This window comes from Poseidonocella sp. HB161398 (genome assembly GCF_005870025.1).
GTDB lineage: Bacteria > Pseudomonadota > Alphaproteobacteria > Rhodobacterales > Rhodobacteraceae > Mangrovicoccus.
On sequence record NZ_VATA01000025.1, the window covers coordinates 61710 to 82902 of the forward strand.

Consider the following 21193-nt stretch of genomic DNA (forward strand, 5'->3'; position numbering starts at 1 on the left):
TGCGGCGCTGCGGCCGTGGGCCGGTCAGGCTGGCGCGCCGGGCAATCCGGGTCAGGCCTCCTTCCGCACGGGCGGCAGCTGGTCGAGCGGGCCGTCGAGGCAGAGGCCCGTTGCAGCGCGGCGCAGGCTCTCCATCGCCCCGGGACGGCGGATCGCGCCGGTCTCCGCCCAGCCGGTCCGCCGGATCATGACATCCTCGAGCGTCACCGCCATCTCCGCGCCGACCGCGTGGCGGATGCGTTCGGACGCGGCCGCGCCATCCAGCGGATCGGGATCGTCGCGCAAGTCGACCGCCAGCGTCTCGCCGCTGCTGCGGGACGCGCCCCCCGAGACGGGCAGCTGCGACGCAGCCAGATCGACGGCGCGCTCCGCGATCAGCCGCGCGGTGGTGTACTTGACGCCGATGGCGCTGACGAGCCCCGGCAGCCCCGCCTGCGAATGGTCGATCAGCGCGCCGCGCGTCTTGCGCCGGACGCCGCGGGCATCGTCGACATCTGCCGGGATCAGCCCCTGCTGCACCCAGAGCACGTTCCCCCGGCTCAGCCGCAGCTCCGGCGCGGCCAGGTTCAGCTCCGCGAGGAAGTCGTCGACATCGGCATCGGATTTCGCCGCGCCCCGGGCCGGCGCCTCATGCGTGCCGGCGATGGTGAGGTGCTTCCACGGGGTCAGGAAGTACATCCGCCCGCCGCGCGAGACGACGGCATCGGACTCCGCGCGCCCGACCACTGCCCGGGCCATGGTTGCCGCCGGAAGGTCGAGGACCAGGTTGGTCGCGCGGGCGAAGCCCGGAAAGCCCGAGCCTGCGGGCAGATGCGGCGCGGCCAGCGCCGGGGCCCGGCCGCCGGTGCAGGACAGCGTGACCGTCGCGCTCAGCCGCCCGGTCTCGCCCGTCAGCCGGTCGCGCAGGAAGGCGCCGGCAATGCGCGCGCCCTCGGCGGCGAAGCCCGTCACCTCCATGTAGTTGGCCGCGCATGCCCCCTGCGAGAGCGCCGCGCGCAGCAGCGCCATGTGGAGCTGGTTCACGTCGGTGATCTGGCCGTCGCGCCAGACGCCGCCGCCGGTCAGATCCGCCCCGGCCAGCCGGCCGAGCCGGGCGCGCGCCTCGGCCGCGCCGACCGTGCGCGCGCCGGGATAGCCGGGACCGCGCAGCCCGGCGGAGGCGAGGTTATAGAGGGCCGTGGCCGCCCGGAACGCCTCCGGCCCGCGGCTGCCATGGCCGTAGAGCGGGATGGTGAATTCCAGCGGCCGGACGAGGCCGGGCGCCGCGCGTTGCCAGAAAGCGCGTTCCCGGGCCGAGCTGCGCAGCCGCCGGAAATCGAGATGCTGCACGTAGCGGATGCCGCCATGCATGATCTTGAGCGAGTTATGCGAGCTGCCGCCACCGAAATCCGACCGCTCGACCAGGGCGACGCGCAGCCCGCGCAGCGACGCGTCCCAGGCGGCCATCAGCCCGTAGATGCCGCCGCCTGCGACCAGGAGGTCGAAGGGGCGGCTGCAGAGTTCGCCGAGGCCCGACCGCTTCATGTCGCGGCCTCCGGGCCGATCGCAGGAGCCGCACGGCGGCGGCGGAGCGCACGCTGTCCCGAGAGGATCCGCGCCAGCCCGCTGCGGCGGCCGAGGACGGGGAGCGCGGTCTCGCGCCCGGCGAGGCGCGCGCAGATGCCCTGGGCGGGCCGTGCAGGATCGACCGGGGCATCGAGAAGGCCACCGAACCGGCCGATCCCCGCCTCCGCCCCCGGAACAGGCAGCGGATCCGTGCCCGGCAGCACCGGGATGCCCGCCGCGGCGGCCGCGGCCAGGAGCGGCGAGCGCCAGCCGGGCGGCCGGCCGGCATTGTCGCCCAGAAGCCGCCCCGGCACCCGGCCCTCCGCAACAAGTACGGAGAGGGTGGCGCCCCGGCGCCCCAGCCACTTGCCGAGGCCCCAGGGCAGGACCGCCGGATGCCCCAGCTCCGCCAGTCCGGCCAGGACATCGGCAAGCGGCCGCCCGTCCGGATGGGCGCCGGTCATGCCGAAGGCGAGGACCTCGATCTTCTCGGCGGTGACGATCTGGCGCCCGGCCACCAGCAGGATCCGGCGGCCTTCGGCATCTGCCGCCACCAGCGCGGCCGGATCGTCGCGCAAGCCGGAAAGCTGCCACCCGGGAATGGCCATCTCTCCGCTGCGCAGCGCGGCAAAGGCATTCTCGCGGACCGTTTCGGTCAGCATCAGGCAGGGCAGCACGGCAGGAAAGCCCCGGGCCGCCGCCCCCGCCACCAGATTTTTCCGCCCCGCGGACAGCGCCAGGGACAGGTCGGCGCCGGGATAGAAATGGACATGGCCGTCCAGCGCCACCGCGCGGACGTCTCCGGCCTCGAGCCGGTCGAGCACGGGAATGGTCACGAAAGGATGCCCCGCGCCTGGACTTGGGCAATTCTCCGGCCTTTGCCCGACAAAACTGGGCTTTCGCTGCACATGCTGATGAAAACTGTTCGATTCTGCATCGGCTCGTAGTATCCGTTAACTTGGCCCTGCCCTTCGGCATCGGCGTAATTCATTAAGTAATTCGCGGAGGAAGAGTATTATCTTCGCTCATAGATTAGACAGGCGCGCAAACTCGCTGAAGCTGAGGATAGCGCCGGAGACCAGGGATTTCCTAGCTTTTTCGGCGTGGTGCCTGGTGACTTTCATACAGTTCCCGATGGACGAGCTGATTCTCTACCCGCTGGCGCTCTATTACGCTTGGGCGGTCTGGCGGGATCAGGGAAAGATCGCGCCGATTCTGGCGCGGTCCTGGATCATCATGCTGTTCCCGATGTGGTGCCTGATTTCTCCGCTCTGGGCGGTCGTGCCGGTCACGGCCTTCAAGAAGGCGGTTTATCTGACCCTGACCATGGCGATCTGCTACCAGGTCGCCGCGACCATGAGCCCGCGGCGCATTCTGCATGGCATCCTGCTGGCCACCGGCATCATCGGCGTGATCAACATCGTCTACGCCTTCGGCACCGGGGATCTGCGGACCGGGATCTTCGTCCAGAAGAACTACATGGGCAAGTACATGGTCGTGCTCTGGGTGATCGCCTCGGCCGTGCTGCTCGACCGCGGCTCGGCCTGGTGGATCCGGGTCTGCGCCTCCGGCATCGCGGTGATTGCCGTCATCATGACCTTTCTCAGCGAATCGGCGACGGCGGTGATGCTGGTCGCGGTGACCGGGCTGATCAATATCTGCGGCTCGCTCTTCCTTATCGGCGGGCTCCTGCGGGCGGGCCGGATCGCGGCGATCTGCTTCTGCCTCTCGCTCGTGGCCGGGGCCGGGGCGATCGTGATTCCGAGCCTGCAGAAGAGCCCGGTGGAGGCCGTGCTGAACCATTTCGGCAAGGACACGACCCTGACCGGACGCACGGTGCTCTGGGACTATGCCGAGGACCAGATCGCGAAGGAGCCCTGGCTCGGCGTCGGCGAGAACGGCTTCTGGCGCTACCGCTCCTCGCCGCTGGTCCAGAAGCTCTACGAGGAGTTCCACAAAAGCCCCGGCGACAACTTCAACTTCCACAACAGCTATTACGAGATCGCGGTGCATCAGGGGCTGATCGGCCTGGCCCTGGCGGTGATGGCGCTGATCTGGGGCGCCTGGCAGGTTCTCAGGGGCGCGCTGGTCCTGGCCGGGGTGGCGCAGATCTACTTCCTCACCCAGACCCTCACCGTTCTGGCGCGAACAATGACCGAGGCGGATTTCCTGAAGCCCTTCTCGCTCTTCCACATGATCCTGTGGATCGGCGCGCTCTCGGCACTGAGCCAGCTGCGCAGCAGGCGGACAGCCCCGCGCCCGGTGTCCCTGAGCGGCTACCGCGCGCCCCTGCACAGGCGGCCCGGCTCGATCTAGCGCCACGCCCGGCCAGACCAGCGGCCGGAAACGCCGACGCGCCGCATCCGGGCGGCGCGGAATCCGCGGTGGGCTCTGGCCCGCCGGATGCGGCGGAGCACCGCCTGCAGCCCACGGGACCATGTCTCCGCCTCTCCCACCGCCCGGAGCCGACCCTGAGCGAGCTGCGGCAGAGCACGTCCGGGCTGGCCCCCGATGCGCGTCCTTCCGAAGCAGCAACCAGGCCGGGCCCGGCAAGTCCCCGCGTTCTACTGCGCTGCGGCGGGGGTCTCTTTCGGGGACGCGGACGGTGGGGACGGCAGCCTGCGCCAGACCCAGAAAGCCGTCCACCGCCCCATTCCGTTCAGTTTCGAAAGAGAGCGCATGGGAAAGACCGAGATCGCCCTGCCCCGGCTGCATTTCGGGCAGTCGGCTTCACCGGATGGACAAGCGGAAATTCCCGACCTGCGGACAGCACCCGTCCCGGCATCCCGAAGCCAGATCATTTTCGAGGCTTCCGGCTCGAATTTTGCTCTATTCGAGAATCCTATTGTTCAACTGAAATGGTTTTGTTTTGAGAGCAAAAGCAAATACGGCGGCGAATAAAATAACGTGTGGTCAATTTTCTCGGCAAAATCTTGAATTTCGCAACCAATTGAGATCGTCTCCTAACCCGTTCCATTTATGCCTGATTCCATCAAACTGTCACTAAATACGACACATATTTAGATTTTCATAACTCGCCTTCGGCCGGAAAATTATTGGCGGATTTTTGCCGGTTCCCTTTATTGGCGATTTATGGCCGGTCGACTCCGGAAAAGCTTACCCTTAACCTTCCATCAACCGCTTTTCGGCGACATCTGAAACACGAGAACTGGCCCATGCCGGTCCCCGTGTTTTTTTATTGAGTGTCAAGAGCTGGGTTTATCGGCCGATTGGGAAAGCGAAGTTTCCCGGTGTGAACGAAGGAAGTTTGATGGAATCCGAAAGCGAAAGCATGTCCATGGAAGCGACAATGGAGCACATGCAGAACGTGGACCAATTGGCAGATCCGGCGGAAATGACGCATGTCGCGGTGAAAAACGGCGACTGGTCCGATCCCGGCACCTGGGCGGGCGGACAAGTTCCCGGGGCCGAGGCCAAAGTCCAGATCCCGGCCGGTATCGACGTGACCTACGACATGGCGTCAGCCGTGCCGCTTTCCGTCCTGCGGGTCGATGGCACGCTGCGCTGGAGCACTGCCGAAAGCACCGAGATGCTGGTCGAGACGATCGTCACCAGCCATGGCTCGACGCTGGAGATCGGCACCGCGGACAACCCGCTGCCCGCGGGGATCGAGGCCAATATCACCTTCCGCGACACGCCCATCGACCTTGCCTCCGATCCCGACCAGCTCGGCCACGGGCTCGTCGCCTTCGGCCGCGTGGAGATCGAGGGCGCCGCAAAGGAAGGCCATCTGGCCATGGAAGGCGGCGCCACGGCCGGGGCGCGTTCGATCACGGTCGACGGCGATCTCTCCAACTGGAAGGCGGGGGACACGATCCTCGTCGTCGGCACCGGCGATGGCAGCCAGGACGAGGTGCGCACGATCACCTCGGTTTCCGGCGACACGATCACCTTCGACACCGCGCTGCGCTACGACCATGTGGCGCCCGACGGGTTCGATTTCGAAACCTATGTCGGAAACCTGTCCCGGAACGTGACTTTCGCCTCGGAGAATCCGGAGGGAACGCGCGGCCATCTGATGCTGCACAATTCCGCGGGCGATGCGGAAGGCGTGGCGAATTCCGTGCGCTATGCGGCCTTCGACGAAATGGGACGGACCGACAGTTCGGAAGTCACGGGCACCCAGGACAATCCGCTGGGCCGCTATCCGATCCACATGCACGAAACCGGAACGGAGCCCGACTCGGCGATTTCGGTAATCGAGGGAAATGCCGTATCCGGCAGCCCCGGCTGGGGCATCACCCAGCATTCGAGCGCTGCGCATGTGAACCAGAACGTCGTCTATGACACGGTCGGCGGCGGCATCGTCTCGGAATGGGGCGACGAAACCGGCGAATGGATCGGCAATCTCGTCACGTCGGTCGAAGCCAACAAGGTCTACGGCTCGGACGGCCACGCCCAGGTCGGAAGCGAGGGCGCCGCCTACGAGAACCAGTCCCGGGTCGTCATCCAGCAGGACAATATCGCGGCGAATGCCAATATCGGCTGGAACTATTCCGGGCATGAGCATTTCCCGGAGGATGCCGACAGCTCGGGCGCGCCGAAAGACGGGGCCCACCGCAAGATGTTCGAGCGCGAGCAGGTGCCCTACGACCCCTCGCCCTTCGATTTCGCGCTCGATCACGAAGAGCCGCCGATCACGGATTTCAACAACAATACCTCGATCGCGACCGGTACCGGCCTGCGCGTGTTCCACCGCCAGATGGCCGACGACTCTGACACGATGAGCGTATTCCACGACTTCCTGATCTGGGGCGGAGAGGACGCGGTCAACCTGGACAACTACGCGTCGAACTACATGTTCGTCGACTCCACCTGGCAGGGCTCGGGCATCGGTTTCCGGATCGAGCGCAAGACCTCTTCGGTCGTCTTCAACAATGTCGACATGCATGATTTCGGCACCGGCTACGAAAGCTGGGGCGTCAATCACGAGGTCGTGCTGATCGACACGACCTTCGACAATATCGGCACGGAGTTCGACCTCCACGACCTGCTGCGCAGTGTCGACGACAGCTCGCTGCGCAACGAGCTCATCTCCTATTTCAAGACCCAGCACGGCATCGACTACACCAACCCGATGCCCCAGATCGTCGACGGCAGCAGCCTGACGGAGCGGTCCGCGGTGACCTTCACCCTCAATCCCGGCTCGGATGTCACAATCGGCCCGGATGACAGGACCCTCGATTTCACCGGGACCATCACGGACTCGGTCGGGACGCGCCGCTTCAACGAGTATGTCATCGCCAAGCCGCCGAACGGCTCCGGCACCAGCAAGGACTTCGAAGGCATCGACATGTATTTCGGCGCCTCCTCCGGCGGGCTCCAGAAGGAATGGGAGATGGAGGATTTCCTCGCCCAGCATGGCGCCTTCCAGAAGGCGGATGGCAGCTGGGTGAGCCCTGTCATCAACTGGATCACCGACCGCCTGACCGGCGACCAGCACCCGGTGATCATCGAGATCAACCTCGTCGGCTTCTCCGACGCGGAACTCGCCCCCTATGCGCTGGCCTCCTATCCCGCGCCGGAGATCAACAATCCGCAATGGTACGAGAAGAATGCCACGGATCTGGCCGGCACCGGCGGGAACGGGGATGATACGGTCGACGGCGGCGGCACCGATACCGGCGGCGACGGGTCCGACACGGTCGATGGCGGCGGCACCGACACTGGCGGCGGCGGGTCCGATACGGTCGATGGCGGCGGCACCGATACTGGCGGCGGCGGGTCCGACACGGTCGATGGCGGCGGCACCGATACTGGCGGCGGCGGGTCTGACACGGTCGACGGCGGCGGCACCGATACTGGTGGCGGCGGGTCCGACACGGTGGGCGGAGGCGACAGCGGCCTGCTGCTCATCGAAGGCACCTCCGGCGACGACAATCTCTCCGCAGGCAGCGCCGGGAGCGAGATGCTGGGCTTCGACGGGCGGGACACGATCACCGGCGGGGCTGGCGACGACATCATCGACGGCGGCACCGGCAAGGACCACCTCGCCGGCGGTGCGGGCGCGGACATGTTCCGCTTCGACGAAAGCGCCATCGGCGACTACCGCGACACGATCCTGGATTTCTCGGTGGCCGAGGGCGACAAGATCGACCTGTTCGGGATTGCGGAGGCCTATGGTCTGAGCGAAACGGAAATGGCGGGGATCGTCTCGCTGACGAATATCAAGCCGGGCCTCCGGGTCGGCATCGAGCTCGACGGCCAGTTCCATGCGCTCGCCGTGCTCAACGACGTCGAGAAGGCCGCGTTCGAGAGCGCGGACTCCCTTGTCCTTTCGGCCGCCGCCGCGCCGGAAGCCGACGCGGGCACAGACGACGCCTCGGACGCGGTCGGCGGCACCCAGGAAGCGTCCGGCCTGCTCGAGGCCGGCCAGGTCACGGTGCGGCAGGCATCGCCGGACGACTGGTACAGCGTGTCCTTCTCGCAGACGATCGAGGATGCCCGGGTCGTGATGGGTCCGCTGAGCTTCGAAGGCAGCAATGGCGCGACCATGCGCGTGCGCAATGTCACCGATACCGGCTTCGAGTACCAGGTCGACGAGTGGGACTATCTCGACGGCTTCCACACGACCGAGACGGTCAGCTGGATCGCGATGTCGGCCGGGACGCATGAGCTGGCCTCCGGCCAGACCATCACGGCGGGGCGCGTCTCCGCGGTGGACGAGGACTGGGTCGACGTCTCGCTGGAGGGCTATGACAGCTCGCCGATCGCGCTGTCGCAGGTGACCAGTGTCGTCGGCAGCCAGGCGGTGGCGACGCGCATGTCCGACGTCACCGGGACGGGCTTCTCGCTCCGCATGGCAGAGGAAGAGGCGCGGGACCACCGGCACAGCCCCGAGACCATCGACTGGATCGCGATCGAGGCGGGCAGCGGCGATGGCATCGAGACGGGCGCCACCGCTGTTTCAAGCGGCCCGGGCACCGATCTGGCGATGGCTTCCGGCATCGACGAGATCGCGTTCCTGGCGGCGATCCAGACCGGGAACGATGCCGAAACGGCCGTCCTGCGCTATGACGGCGCCGGGACCGACGTGACGCTCCTGCTGAGGGAGGATCAGTCTGCCGACACGGAAATGGTCCATGGAGAGGAAGAGATCGGCTATCTCGCCGTCGATCTCGGCGTCTACAGCCTGTTCTGACGGGCCGTTTCTCCGGTCCCCGGTCGGACCCGATCCCGCCCGCCGGTCCCTTCCGGCGGGCGGGGAAACTCCGCACCGCCGGGTTCCGCATCGCCATTGGCACAAGGCCGGACTAGTCCGGAAACCTGCTGCCAAGCCTGCGGTCCACCGCCGTCCTTGCGCTCCGGTCACTGCCCGACCCGTCCAACCGCGCCCGCACCGGGAACCGGCAGCGGCTCCGGCACCTTAACCTGGTTCCCTTTGCGGCACAGGCGCGAGGACCGCGGTGATCAGCGCGGCCCCTAGCGCTCTCAATCGAGCCGGTATCTTGCGGTCATCGTGCCGTCCTCCGCGAGGACCGCGTGGCCTTCCGTGCCTTTCAAGGAGCAGCGCACCAGACGGCCGTCCGTCTTCATGCTGCCAGTCACGGCTTCATGAACCTCCGGCACCTCAGGGTCTCCGCCAGCTTCGGCGCCGTGCCCCGCCGTTGACCGCTGATCGACACGCGTGTGTCCGGGACCTTATATGCGCGGTCGCACACGGCCAGGATCTGCATTTCTCCGGCCAGAACAGACGCGGCCCCGGATTTCCGGGCAGTTTACCTTCCGAGCCGAGCTGCAGGACCGGCTTCGGTTCAGGCCGCGACGTTCAGGTCCGGGGACTGCTGCCATGGGCCCCGTCCGTCTCTATCAGCCCATGCGATGCGTGCGGAGCCTGTCGCTGCGCCAGGCGATCTCTCCCCAGCCTTCCGGTCCGGTCTCGAAGGCGTTCAGTCGACGCAATCGCATTCCGGCGCGCCACGGCGCGGCAGGGGTTTGCCGACGCCCTCCGAGAGCGGCCAGACCCGTCCGATCCTCCCTGGCTTCGACAGTAAAACGAGTTCCAGGCGGATTTCGCTTCGCCATACTGAATGAAGTCAATCACTTGCGACGCCAGGGTGGCCGGTTGCGGCAGCATCCTATTGTGGCCTCCCATGTGAGTGATGGACCATATGGCAATGAAATTGGGCAGGATACATGTTCGTCCATGTACACGCGCAGTACGGAATCGGGCGGCGGCCGCCACCTGCAGCTCATCGAGGGCCGCCGCGACCAGGCTGGAAAAGTCCGCATCACGGTCGTCGCCAACCTCGGCAAGCTCGACCCGCTGATCAACGGCCTGAACTGCGCGGCCGGGCGGCACGAGAATACCGCCTCCGACGTGACCTGCGAGTCCTCGCCCGGCTTCGGCGATGTCTTCGCGCCCCAAGAGATCTGGAAGGGGCTCGGCTTCGACCTTGCCCTGAACCGGGCGCTTCACCAAGGCCGTCGCCAAGACGGCGCTTACCTGCTTCATCAGGCCCGGCCGGTTCCGCTGGAGCCTCGACGGCAAGCTCGCGCCGCTGGCCAATGTTGCCGGGATCAGGCCAGCCGAGACCGTCGCGCGCATGCCCTGATCTGCTTTCCGGCGCTGATCCTCTACGGCATCATGCACATATGGCTGAAGGAGAAGGGCCATTCCGCGAGCCTGCGCACAGCGTTCGACCTGCTTGCACGCATCCGGAAGCACACCGCCCATGCAGGCCGCTGCCCCTTGCAGGGCATCAGCAGAACAACACCGGAGCAACTCGGACTCTTCGAAGCCACGGAGTTTCCCAAGCCCGCCTGACGCGCGCTGCTGTCCCATTTTTGGCCTTTCGGCCTTCACGATATCAGAGGCCTACGCGTCTAAAGGATGAACCTGGAATTCTCTGATTGCCGATCCGGTACCCGCGCGCATCCATGAAAATCTTCGCCGCCGCGTCCTGCAGCAAGCCGGTGAGGTCCGTGTTGCCGAACCGGCATCACGACCGGCTGACCGACAGGGCATTTCCGAAAAAAGCATCTCGAGAGGGGGTGCCGAATATCTCCGGCCTGCCGTCATTCGCGTCGGCGCAGTCCCCCGCGTCCTTCGGGTTCGGCAACCGCCAGCTCGGCACTTTCCGGCTATGCCAGTCCATTATGGCAACGAGGTAGAGCCCCCCGGCGCAAGGGAATGCGGCTGACGTCGGCGCCCCGGGCAGGACCGGCCGGATGATGGAAAGTCCTCCAGAACGCGGGTCGCATACGCCGTCGGTTGGCGCGCGATGCAGCTCGCGCTCCGGACACGTCCTGCTGGTTCCGCGCGCCGGGCAGATAGGCCCCAGACGCAATGGTCCCACGAGCGGGCGCTGGCGATATCGCCCGCATGTGCGCACTTCCCCCGGCATGGGGCGGGGCCATGCCGTAACCCGCAGCAGAGCATGTCCGCGACATTGGCGGCCGATGACCTCCATGAAGCCAGGTTCCCGGCGCTTTCGCCAAGCGGCTCGCAGCACAGGCGCGCGCGGGTCGGCGACAGGAGGCCGGGATGCCGCCTGAGACTGGGATCGCGATGAACTTTCCCCGCCGTTTCCTGCCGCCAGAGCCGGGGCGGGTCCCGGGGGCATCCGGCAGACAATCGCGCCGGATTGCCAGCTGGCCGATTATGGCGTGCGTTCGGCCGTCGCGTTCGAACCGGTGGCGGGGAACGGCCCCCTGTCGATCGCGGTGGCCGGTACGAATGCCTCGGATGCCGTTCGGGCACCAAGGTCCCGCGCCGCGTTCCCGATCGCTCTGCGCTGCCAGCCGGGGATCATGGCGGATGGATATCCTGCGTCCCGGGCGGTCCGGCCGCCGCCAGTTTCCCGCGACCTTCGCCTTCGACTCCGCTGAACAGCGATGCCAAGCGCCATTCCGGCTCAGTCCCCGTCGGACGCTTCAGCTCTGCACCCGCTCCGGAGTCCCGCGGCAGTCTCGTCCCGCACGGACGGACGGGCTCGGGCCTTTCCGCGTTGCCAAGCGTCGGCGCAGGCGGCAAGATGGCATCCCATATCGCAGCGACGATGGCAGGCGCCCCGTGACCCTTTCCGACCAGACCGATTCCGACCTCCCGGCCGAAGCGACCCCGACCGCGATTGCCGGATGGGTGGCCGACGTGCTGCGCGACCGGATCGTCAAGGGCGAGCTCGCCCCCGGCGCGCGGCTGGTCGAACGCAAGATCTCGGCCGAGCTGAACTTGTCGCGCACGCCCGTGCGCGAAGCGCTGAAGCTGCTGCACAATGACGGGCTCATCGAGATCTCGCGCAACAAGGGCGCAATGGTCACGCGCTACGATGCCGAAGGCGCGATGAACCTCTTCGAGGTGATCGCCGGACTGGAGAGCATCGCCGCCTCGCGGCTGGCGCGGACCATCGGCGAGGCCGATCTGGACGAGCTCGAGGAGCTGCATGACCAGATGATGGTCTTCCACAAGATCGGCAATCACGCCGACTATTTCGACACCAACTCGCTGATCCACGACCGGATCGTCGCCCTTGCCGGCAATCCGGTGATCTCCGCCACCCATCGCCGCCTGATCGCGCTGGCCCGGCGCGGCCGCTATATCGCGATCACCGATCCCGCGCGGCTGACGCAATCCGTGGACGAGCACTGCCGGCTGATGGCGGCCCTGCGCGCCCGCGACGAAGCCGCCGCCGCCGAGGTCTGGCGCCTGCACCTTCTCCATACCGGGGAAAGCGTCGCCGCCGTGCTGGGCGCCGAGGCCGCCGCCGCGTCCTGACATCCAGCCGTCGCGGCGCATGGCCCCGGCCTCGTCGCCGGTCGATTCGTCCTGTCTGCCGCGGATCCCTAAGATGGCATCCCATGTGAGATTCAAAAGCGGCTCAAAAGATGGCATCCCATCTTGACCGCGCTCAAATCTGCGTCTTCGACGATATATTCTGCTATCCACGACCTAAATCCTCTCGCTAGAAACGGGATTTTGCTCGATCCACAAATGGCATTCCATTTTGGCATCCCGTCAGAACGCCCCGCAGGAGGACCCCATGATCCAGACCACCGGCTTCAGCCGCCGCCGCTTTCTAAGGACCACCGGCGCCGCCGCCGCCGCCAGTTTCGCCGCCCCCGCTCTGCTGCGCGCCCAGACGAGCGAGATCGTCATCGGCTGCGCCGGCAGCCACTCCGCCTGGATGGAGGAGATCGTCGCCCCGCACATGAAATCCGCGATCGGCGCCGATATCCTGTTCGAGGGCACGAAATCCTCGGTGAACCTGGAGAAGATGGCCTCCAACAAGGACAAGCCCTATCTCTCGGTCGTCCAGATGGACGATCCGGTGATGATCCAGGCGGTCGAGGCGGATCTGCTGGCGCCAATCACCCCGGAGGCGGTGCCGAACATGGCCGATCTGCGCCCCGACGCGGTCCATATGGAAGGGATGTGGTGCAACTACGTCCAGCCCTGGGCCGGGATCGCCTATAACAGCGACTTCCTGCCCGAGGGCGTGCCCGCCTGGGAGGCGCTCTGGGCGCCGGAGAGCAAGGGCCAGGTGATCATCCCGTCGCTGCAGAACACCGAAGGCGCCTGGACGCTCTTCGCCGCCGCGATGCTTGCCACCGGCAAGCCCTTCTCGGAGGCGCAGTACGAGATCGACGCAGCCTTCGCCAAGCTCGAGGCGCTGAAGCCGAACCTGCTCTCGGTCTATTCGACCATGAGCCAGGCCTTCAACCTGCTGGAACAGGGCGAGATCACCATGCTGGCGGGCAATTTCTCCTCCTACACGCTGCCGCGCAAGGCGGAGGGCGTGCCGGTCGACCTGGCCGCGCCGAAGGAGGGCATCTTTGCCATGCCCTCGGGCATCTGCCTGGTCAAGGGCGGACCCAACCCGGAACTGGCCCAGGCCTATGTCAACGAGATGCTGGGCCCGGACATGCAGGCCGCGGTCGCCGATTTCGCCGCCTCCGTCCCGGCCAACACGACCGTCAAGGCGGGGGCCGCCATCCCCGACGGCGTCGAAATCCATTCGCCGGACTGGGCCTTCGTCGCCGCGAACCGCCGCGCGTGGATCGACCGCTTCGACAAGCTGATGGCGCTGTGACCATGGCCGGCATGACCTCCGCGGCGCCCGGGCGCCACTATCTGGACGTCTGGGGCGTGGCCAAGTCCTTCCGCGGCACGCGGGTCATGTCGGGCATGAACTTCCGCATGGACCGCGGCGAGCTGGTGTCGCTTCTCGGCCCGTCGGGCTGCGGCAAGACCACGCTGCTGCGGATCATCGCCGGGCTGATGGAGGCCGACGAGGGCGACGTGGTGCTGGGCGGGCGCAACATCACCCGCCTGCCCGCGCATCGCCGCAACATCTCGGTGGTGTTCCAGAACTACGCGCTCTTCCCGCATCTGACCGTGGCCGAGAACGTGGCCTTCGGGCTGCGCGCCCGCGGCACGGCGAAATCCGCCTGCGCCGGACCGGTGGAAGAGGCGCTGCGGCTCGTGCGCATGGACGCCTTCGCCACCCGCCCGGTCTCGGCGCTATCCGGTGGCCAGCAGCAGCGCGTCGCCGTCGCCCGCGCGCTGGTCGTCCAGCCGGACCTGCTGCTGCTTGACGAGCCCTTCTCGGCGCTCGACCGCAAGCTGCGCGAAACCATGCAGGTCGAGCTGAAGGCGCTGCTGCGCGACCGCGGAATTACCGCGATCTTCGTCACCCATGACCAAGAGGAGGCGATGGGCGTCTCCGACCGGATCGCGGTGATGAATGCCGGGCGGATCGAGCAGTTCGCCGATCCCTCGACGCTCTATGCCCGCCCCGCCACTCCCTTCGTGATGGATTTCGTCGGCCTGTCCATGCGGCTCGGCGGACGGGTCGTCGAAAGCGGCGGGCAGACCTGCATCGTCGAGACCGCCCATGGCCGGATCTCCGCGCCGGGCGGCTTCGCCCCGGGCACCGCCGTCCAGGTCGGCGTCCGCCCAGAGCTGGTGGCCCCCGGAACCGGCGAGAACACCATCCGGGTCGAGCTGGCCGACGCCATGGTGCTGGGCTCCAAGACCGTGCTGCATGGCGCCGCGCAGGAGGGCGACCGGCTGATCTGCGAGATGCCCGGCATCCGCACCGGCCTGGCCCGCGGCGACGCCGTCGATCTGGGCTGGAGCGTCGCCGACACGCTGATCCACGAGGCGGCGGCATGAGCGGGCGGCTCGACCGGATCGGGCTGCTCGCGGTCCCGGCGCTCGGCTTCCTTGCCGTCGTCTACGCGCTGCCGCTGGCGATGCTGCTGGCGAAATCGGTGCAGGGGCCCGACGGGTTCAGCCTTGCCGAATACCGCGCCTTCTTCGCCGACGAGTACAATCTGCGCGTCCTCTTCCGCACCCTGCGGGTCGCCGCGCTGACCACGGCTCTGGCCTTCGTCATCGCCTATCCCACCGCCTTCGCCATGTCGCGGGCCAAGGGCATCTGGCTGACCGTCTTCCTGGTCGCGCTGGTCCTGCCGATGTCGCTGGGCGTGGTGGTCAAGGCCTTCGCCTGGTCGATCCTGTTCCGCGCCAACGGCGTGCTCAACTCCGCGCTGATGGGGCTGGGCCTGACGGAACGCCCGGTGCGCATGCTCTTCACCGAGACCGCGCTGGTCGTCGGCGCGGCCAATGTCTTCCTGCCCTTCATGGTGCTGCCGATCTATTCCGTCATCCGCCAGCTCGACGCCCGCCTGCCCGAGGCCGCGGCCAGCCTCGGCGCGACCCCCTGGTTCCGCTTCACCCGCGTGACCCTGCCGCTCACCCTGCCGGGCGTCGTCGCGGGCTCCGCCTTCGTCTTCTCGCTGGCGGTCTCGATGTACGTGATCCCCTCGCTGATCGTCGGCGAGCGGCAGCAGAACCTGTCGATGCTGATCGCCCGCTCCTTCCTCTTCCTGCGGAACGAGGCGCTCGGCTCCACCCTCGCCGCCATCCTGCTGGCCATCGCCATCGCCGTTGTGCTGGGCTCGGGCTGGGCGGCCGCGCGACTGGGAGCCCGCCGATGACCCGCGCCGACCGCCTCGCCCTCGCCCTTTCCTGGGCCATGGGCTTCGCCTGCATCGCCTTCCTGATGCTGCCGATCGTGATCACCGTCGTCGTCAGCTTCACCGACTCGCCGGTCTACACGCTGCCGCCGCCCGGCTGGTCGCTGCGCTGGTATGCCGAGGCCGCCACGCGCCAGGGACTGTGGGACGCGGTGCTCCTGTCGCTGAACCTCGCGCTGGCCTCGACCCTGGCCTCGCTGGTGCTCGGCACGCTCGCCGCCATCGCCGTGGCCCGCGGCCAGTTCCGCGGCCGCGAGGCGATCGCCACCTTCGCGGTCTCGCCGCTGATGATGCCAGGCCTCGTCGTCGGCGTCGCGCTCCTGCAGTTCTTCCGCGATATCGGCCTGCGCGATGCCTACTGGTCGCTCCTGCTGGGCCATGTCGTCATCACTCTGCCCTTCGTGATGCGCACGCTGCTGGCGGCGATGAACGCCTTCGACTTCTCGCTGATCGACGCGGCCCGCACGCTGGGGCTGAGCTATCCGAAATCCATCCTCAAGGTGATGATCCCGAACCTCGCGCCGGCCTACCTGACCGGCGGCCTCTTCGCCTTCCTGGCCTCGATGGACAACTACCCGATCTCGATCTTCCTGACCGACGCGCGCAACAAGACCCTGCCGATCAAGATGCTGCAGTATCTCGAGGAACAGCCCGACCCCTCGCTCGCCGCCATGTCCACGGGACTGATCCTCCTCGCCATCCTGGTGCTCGCCTTCGGCGCCCGCACCGTCGGCCTCAACCGCATGATCCAGGGATGACCGCCATGACCGACCGACGCGATTTCCGCGGCTATTTCGGGCAGGAGCCCGCCCCCTGCTGGCCCGGCGGCGCAAAGCTCGCCCTGTCCTTCGTGGTCAATGTCGAGGAGGGCGCCGAGCTTTCCATCGGCGACGGCGATCCCAGGAACGAGGACACCTACGAGATCCGCGAAGAGGTCCGGGGCGCGCCCGATCTGTGCATGGAGAGCCATTTCGCCTACGGCACGCGCCAGGGCTATGCCCGCATCGCCAGAGCGTTCGAGCGGCACGGGGTCAAGGCGACCTTCTCCGCCTGCGGCCGCGTGGCCGAGCGCGCGCCCTGGCTCCTGCGGGACGCGGTCGCGCGCGGCCACGAGGTCAGCTGCCACGGCTGGCTGTGGGAGCGCCACGCCAACATGGATCCCGCGACCGAGGAAGCCGTGATCGCCCGCACCCATGCCGCCATCGCCGCCGCGGCCGGGGTCGCGCCGATCGGCTGGCACACCCGGTCCTCGCCCTCGGCGCAGACCCGGGCCCTGCTCCGGGCGCGCGGCGACTTCCTCTATGACAGCGACGCCTATGACGACGACATCCCGCGGATGGAGGGCAGCCACGTGATCCTGCCCTATGCCTTCGACACCAACGACATGCGGTTCTCTCCGGGCGGCGGCTTCGTGCAGCCGCGCGACTTCTCCGACTACGTGACCGGCGCCTTCGAGCAGCTCCTCGCCGAGGGCGCGGAGGCGGCGCGGATGATGTCCGTGGGTCTCCATCTCCGGCTGATCGGGCGGCCCGGCCGGATCGGCGGGCTGGAAACCCTGCTCGCCCATGTCGCGGGCCGCGGCGATGTCTGGATCGCGCCGCGCCGCGACATCGCCCGGCACTGGGCCGCCGCCTGCGGAGCCGCCGCATGACCCTTCAGGACGCTGACAAGAAAGACCGACCGATGCGCCTCTTGCTCGTGAACCCCAACATGACCGCCGCGATGACCGACCGGATGGCCGTGATCGCCCGTGCCACCGCCGGCAACCGCGCCGAGATCGTGCCGCTGACCGCCACCCGCGGCTTCCCCTATATCGCCTCGCGCGCCGAGGCGCAGATCGGCGGCTCGATCGCGCTGGAGATGATCGCGGACAATCTCGACGGCATCGACGCGGTGATCCTCGCCGCCTTCGGCGATCCCGGCCTGGCCGGGGCGCGCGAGATCTTCGACCTGCCGGTGATCGGCATGGCCGAGGCCGCCGCCATGTCCGCCGCCATGCTGGGCGAGCGCTTCTCGGTCGTCACCTTCTCGCCGCTGATGACGCGCTGGTACGACGACTGCATCCGCGCCACCGGGCTCGGCGCGCGCTTCACCGGGGTCCGCACGCCCGAAGCGCGCGAAGTCGATGTCGCCAATGTCCGCACCGGCCTGCGCGGCGAGCTGGTCCGGCTCGCCAATAGCGCCGCCGAGGAGGACGGGGCGGATGTGGTGATCCTGGGCGGCGCGCCGCTCGCGGGGCTCGCCCCCGAGGTCGCCCCCGAGATCCGCGCCGTGGTCATCGACCCGATCGCCGCCGCCACCGCGCAGGCGCTGACCCTCGCGACGCTCGGCGCGGGCTTCGCCGGCCGCGCCTGGAAGCCCGCCGCCAAGGCCTCGGCCGGGCTCGCCCCGGCGCTGGCCGCCGCCATCGCCATGGAGGCCCGCCCGTGACCCTCGACACGCTGATCCTCGGCGCCCGCGCCGTCACGCCCGCGGGCGCCGCGCTGTGCAATATCGGCATCCGCGGCGGCCGCATTACCTGGCTGGGCGAGGATGTGCCCGAGGCGGCCGAGGTGATCGCCGCCACCGGGCTGATCGCCATGCCGGGCGGCATCGACAGCCATGTCCATATCTCCCAGCCCTCGGGGCCCGGGATCGAGATGGCCGACGATTTCGCCTCCGCCACCCGCGCCGCCGTGGCGGGCGGCAACACCACTGTCCTGCCCTTCTGCCTGCCCGAGGGCGGCCAGAGCCTGCGCGAGGCGGTCGCCGCCTATCACGCCAGGGCCGACGGCAACTGCATGTGCGACGTCTCCTTCCACCTGATCGTCAAGGACACGGATCCGGTCACGCTGGGCCAGGACCTGCCCGCGCTGATCGCGGCCGGGCACACCAGCTTCAAGGTCTTCATGACCTACCAGGGGCTGGCGCTGACGGACCGCGAGATCCTCGAGGTGATGAGCGTGGCGAAGGCGCATGGCGCGCTGGTGATGGTGCATGCCGAGAACGAGGACGCGATCGAGTTCCTGCGCGACAGGGCCGATCGCGAGGGCGAAGGCGCGCCGGTCTGGCATGCCCGTACCCGCCCCGTCCCGGTCGAGCGCGAGGCCACCCACCGCGCCATCACCCTGGCGGAAATCGCCGATGTGCCGCTGACCATCGTCCATGTCTCGAATGGCGAGAGCCTCGAGGAGATCCGCCGCGGCCGCGCCCGCGGCGCGAAGGTCTTTGCCGAGACCTGCCCGCAATACATCACGCTGACGGCAGACGATCTGGATCGCGCGGGCTTCGAGGGGGCGAAATTCGTCTGCTCGCCGCCGCCGCGCGACCGGGAGAACTGGGCGGATATCTGGGCCGGGATCGAGCAGGGCACGTTCGAGCTCTTCTCCTCCGACCACTGCCCGTTCCGCTTCGCCGACACGGCCGGGAAGGACGCACCCGGCGCGCGGGCGAGCTTCCGCAATATCCCGAACGGCATTCCGGGGGTGGAGACGCGGCTGCCGATCCTCTTCTCCGAAGGCGTCATGAAAGGCCGGATCTCGCTGGAACGCTTCGCCGCGATCACCTCGACGAACCATGCCCGTCTCTACGGGCTGGCGACGAAGGGCGCGATCATGGTCGGCAAGGACGCCGATATCACGCTGTGGGACCCGTCCCTGACGAAACCGATCCGCCAGACCGGGCTGCATCACGGCTCCGACTACACCCCGTGGGAGGGCTTCGAGGTCACCGGCTGGCCGGTCCGCACCCTCCTGCGCGGGCAGACCGTGATGCTCGGCGGAGAGCCCGCGGGCCCGCCCGCCGGCCGCCATCTCGAACGAACAGCCCCGGAGACCCTGCTGTGACCTTCCCCCTGATCGACGGCGCCCGCGCCGGCATGCTGACGCCCTCCTCCAATACCGCGCTGGAGCCCTATACCTCCGCCATGTTCGCCCCCTTCGGCGAAGAGGCCAGCGCGCATTTCGGCCGCTTCCGCGTTGTGGAGATCTCCATGTCCGCGGCCTCGCAGACCCAGTTCACCGAAGCCCCGATCCTCGAGGCCGCCGAGCGCCTGGCCGAATGCCATCCGCGGCTGATCTGCTGGAACGGCACCTCGGCGGCCTGGCTGGGGCTCGACAAGGACCGCGCGCTCTGCGCGGCGATCACCGGGCGCACCGGCATCCCGGCCTCTTCCACCATGCTGGCCTTCGACCGCGCCTTCCGCGGGCTCGGGGTCAAGCGGCTGGGCCTCGTCACGCCCTATCTGGGCGAGATCCAGACGCTGATCCAGGCGAATTACGCGGCCCAAGGGATCGAGGTGGTCGCGGAGGCGCGGCTGGAGGACAAGGGCAACTACTCCTTCGCCACCTACCCGCCCGCGCAGGTCGCCGCCATGATCCGCGAGGTCGCCAAGGCGAAGCCCGACGCCATCGCCGTCGTCTGCACCAATTTCCGCGGCGCCCCCGTCGCGGAGGAGATCGAGGCCGAGACCGGCATCCCCGTGCTCGACTCCATCTCCGTCACCGCCGCGCATTCGCTCCGCGAAATGGGGCTCGACCCCGCGCGCGTCACCGGCTGGGGCTCCGTGTTCCGGCTATTCTCCGAGATTGACTGACCACCACCAACCAACGAGGGATATCATGAAAGCCACCCTGACCGCCGCGGCGCTTGCCGCGACCGCCCTTGCCATGCCCGCCGCGGCCGAGAGCCTGCGGGTGATGGGCCAGCCCGTCGCCACCGGCCTGATCCAGAAGACCGTGGAACAGCCCTTCTTCGAGAATTTCGCCGAGGAGACCGGGCTCGATTTCACCGCCGACTACCAGCCGGTCGACGTCACCGGCATCAAGGACACCGAGCAGCTGCGCATCCTCAAGGGCGGGCTCTTCGACATCGTCTCGCTGCGGCTTTCCCAGGTCAGCCGCGACGAGCCGACGATCCTCGGGCTCGACCTGGTGGGCCTGAACCCCGACTACGCCACCGGCAAACGCACGGTGGAGGAATTCGCGCCCAAGGTCGATGCCCAGCTTCAGGAGAAATTCAACACCAAGCTGCTCGGCGTCTGGCCCTTCGGCCCGCAGGTGCTGTTCTGCGAACCCGAGATCGCGTCGCTGTCCGACCTCAAGGGGCTGAAGGTCCGCGTCTACGACCAGAACCTCGCCAATTTCATCTCGCTGCTCGGCGGCACGCCGGTTCCGCTGAGCTTCCCCGAAGTGCAGCAGTCGCTGGCCCGCGGCGTGGTCGATTGCGCCATCACCGGCCCGTCCTCGGCGAATTCGGCCGGCTGGCCGGAGGTCACCTCCTACATGATGCCGATCGCCTTCCAGCTGGCCATGAACGGCTACGGCATCAATCTCGACACCTGGAACAAGCTTTCCGCGGAAGACCAGGAGAAGCTGCAGGCCGCCTTCGACGGGCTTTCCGACAAGATCTGGGCCTATTCCGAGGAGCTCTTCGTCGATGCCGTCAGCTGCAATACCGGCGGCGAAACCTGCGAGACCGGCACGAAATACGACCTCAAGCTGGTCGAGCCCTCCGACGCGGACGTCAAGCTGATCGGCACCGCCGTGACCGACGTTTCCTTCCCCGCCTGGAAGGAAACCTGCGACGCGGTGAACCCCGACTGCTCGGCCTCCTGGATGGAGACCGTGGGCACGAACTACCAGTTCTGATCCCCCTCGCCCGCGCC

The 21193-nt window shown here is 67.9% G+C and carries 16 protein-coding genes; 14 read left to right on the forward strand and 2 right to left on the reverse strand.

Annotated features, from left to right (window positions below):
- Nucleotides 1-51: 51 nt before the first annotated feature.
- Together FGX59_RS37645 and FGX59_RS37650 are read right to left on the reverse strand one after the other, a co-directional pair.
- Nucleotides 52-1524 carry an FAD-dependent oxidoreductase gene (locus FGX59_RS37645; protein ID WP_171060727.1) on the reverse strand — a complete coding sequence of 491 codons (1473 nt, stop codon included), beginning with the start codon at nt 1522-1524 and terminating at the stop codon, nt 52-54.
- The gene (locus FGX59_RS37650) at nt 1521-2381 is read right to left on the reverse strand and encodes a hypothetical protein (RefSeq protein WP_171060728.1); all 861 of its coding nucleotides are present in this window, start codon (nt 2379-2381) and stop codon (nt 1521-1523) included. Before FGX59_RS37650 ends, FGX59_RS37645 begins: the two co-directional genes overlap by 4 nt.
- 277 nt (nt 2382-2658) lie before the next feature.
- Between FGX59_RS37650 and FGX59_RS19425 the strand changes: the two genes are divergently transcribed.
- The 14 genes from FGX59_RS19425 (at nt 2659) to FGX59_RS19490 (ending at nt 21176) form a co-directional block, all read left to right on the forward strand.
- Nucleotides 2659-3861, forward strand: a complete 1203-nt coding sequence (locus FGX59_RS19425; RefSeq protein WP_240722577.1) for an O-antigen ligase — start codon at nt 2659-2661, stop codon at nt 3859-3861.
- 363 nt (nt 3862-4224) lie between these two features.
- Nucleotides 4225-4446, forward strand: a complete 222-nt coding sequence (locus tag FGX59_RS19430; RefSeq protein WP_138468788.1) for a hypothetical protein — start codon at nt 4225-4227, stop codon at nt 4444-4446.
- A 370-nt stretch (nt 4447-4816) separates the two neighbouring features.
- A complete protein-coding gene (locus FGX59_RS39470; protein WP_138468789.1) occupies nt 4817-8707 on the forward strand; it encodes a G8 domain-containing protein in 3891 nt (1296 codons plus the stop codon).
- Nucleotides 8708-9712: 1005 nt separating this feature from the next.
- Nucleotides 9713-10333: a hypothetical protein gene (locus FGX59_RS19440; protein WP_138468790.1), complete on the forward strand. Its 621-nt coding sequence runs from the start codon at nt 9713-9715 to the stop codon at nt 10331-10333.
- A gap of 1248 nt (nt 10334-11581) precedes the next feature.
- Nucleotides 11582-12283 (forward strand): GntR family transcriptional regulator, encoded by a 702-nt coding sequence (locus FGX59_RS19445; protein WP_240722579.1) that lies wholly within the window; start codon nt 11582-11584, stop codon nt 12281-12283.
- 265 nt (nt 12284-12548) lie between these two features.
- On the forward strand, nt 12549-13598 hold the full coding sequence (locus FGX59_RS19450) for an extracellular solute-binding protein (protein ID WP_138468792.1): 1050 nt from the start codon (nt 12549-12551) through the stop codon (nt 13596-13598).
- 2 nt (nt 13599-13600) lie between these two features.
- A complete protein-coding gene (locus FGX59_RS19455; protein WP_240722581.1) occupies nt 13601-14683 on the forward strand; it encodes an ABC transporter ATP-binding protein in 1083 nt (360 codons plus the stop codon).
- On the forward strand, nt 14680-15510 hold the full coding sequence (locus tag FGX59_RS19460) for an ABC transporter permease (protein ID WP_138468793.1): 831 nt from the start codon (nt 14680-14682) through the stop codon (nt 15508-15510). Before FGX59_RS19455 ends, FGX59_RS19460 begins: the two co-directional genes overlap by 4 nt.
- Entirely contained in the window at nt 15507-16307 is an 801-nt protein-coding gene (locus FGX59_RS19465; RefSeq protein ID WP_138468794.1) for an ABC transporter permease, read from the forward strand. Before FGX59_RS19460 ends, FGX59_RS19465 begins: the two co-directional genes overlap by 4 nt.
- Nucleotides 16308-16312: 5 nt before the next feature.
- Complete coding sequence (locus FGX59_RS19470; RefSeq protein WP_171060730.1) at nt 16313-17200, forward strand: polysaccharide deacetylase family protein; 888 nt, start codon at nt 16313-16315, stop codon at nt 17198-17200.
- A 32-nt stretch (nt 17201-17232) separates the two neighbouring features.
- Nucleotides 17233-17979: an aspartate/glutamate racemase family protein gene (locus FGX59_RS19475; protein WP_138468796.1), complete on the forward strand. Its 747-nt coding sequence runs from the start codon at nt 17233-17235 to the stop codon at nt 17977-17979.
- On the forward strand, nt 17976-19373 hold the full coding sequence (gene hydA, locus FGX59_RS19480) for a dihydropyrimidinase (RefSeq protein ID WP_138468797.1): 1398 nt from the start codon (nt 17976-17978) through the stop codon (nt 19371-19373). The genes FGX59_RS19475 and hydA overlap by 4 nt, the downstream gene beginning before the upstream one ends.
- Complete coding sequence (locus FGX59_RS19485; protein ID WP_240722583.1) at nt 19370-20122, forward strand: aspartate/glutamate racemase family protein; 753 nt, start codon at nt 19370-19372, stop codon at nt 20120-20122. The genes hydA and FGX59_RS19485 overlap by 4 nt, the downstream gene beginning before the upstream one ends.
- 25 nt (nt 20123-20147) lie before the next feature.
- A complete protein-coding gene (locus FGX59_RS19490) occupies nt 20148-21176 on the forward strand; it encodes a TRAP transporter substrate-binding protein (RefSeq protein WP_138468798.1) in 1029 nt (342 codons plus the stop codon).
- The last annotated feature ends 17 nt before the right edge of the window (nt 21177-21193 follow it).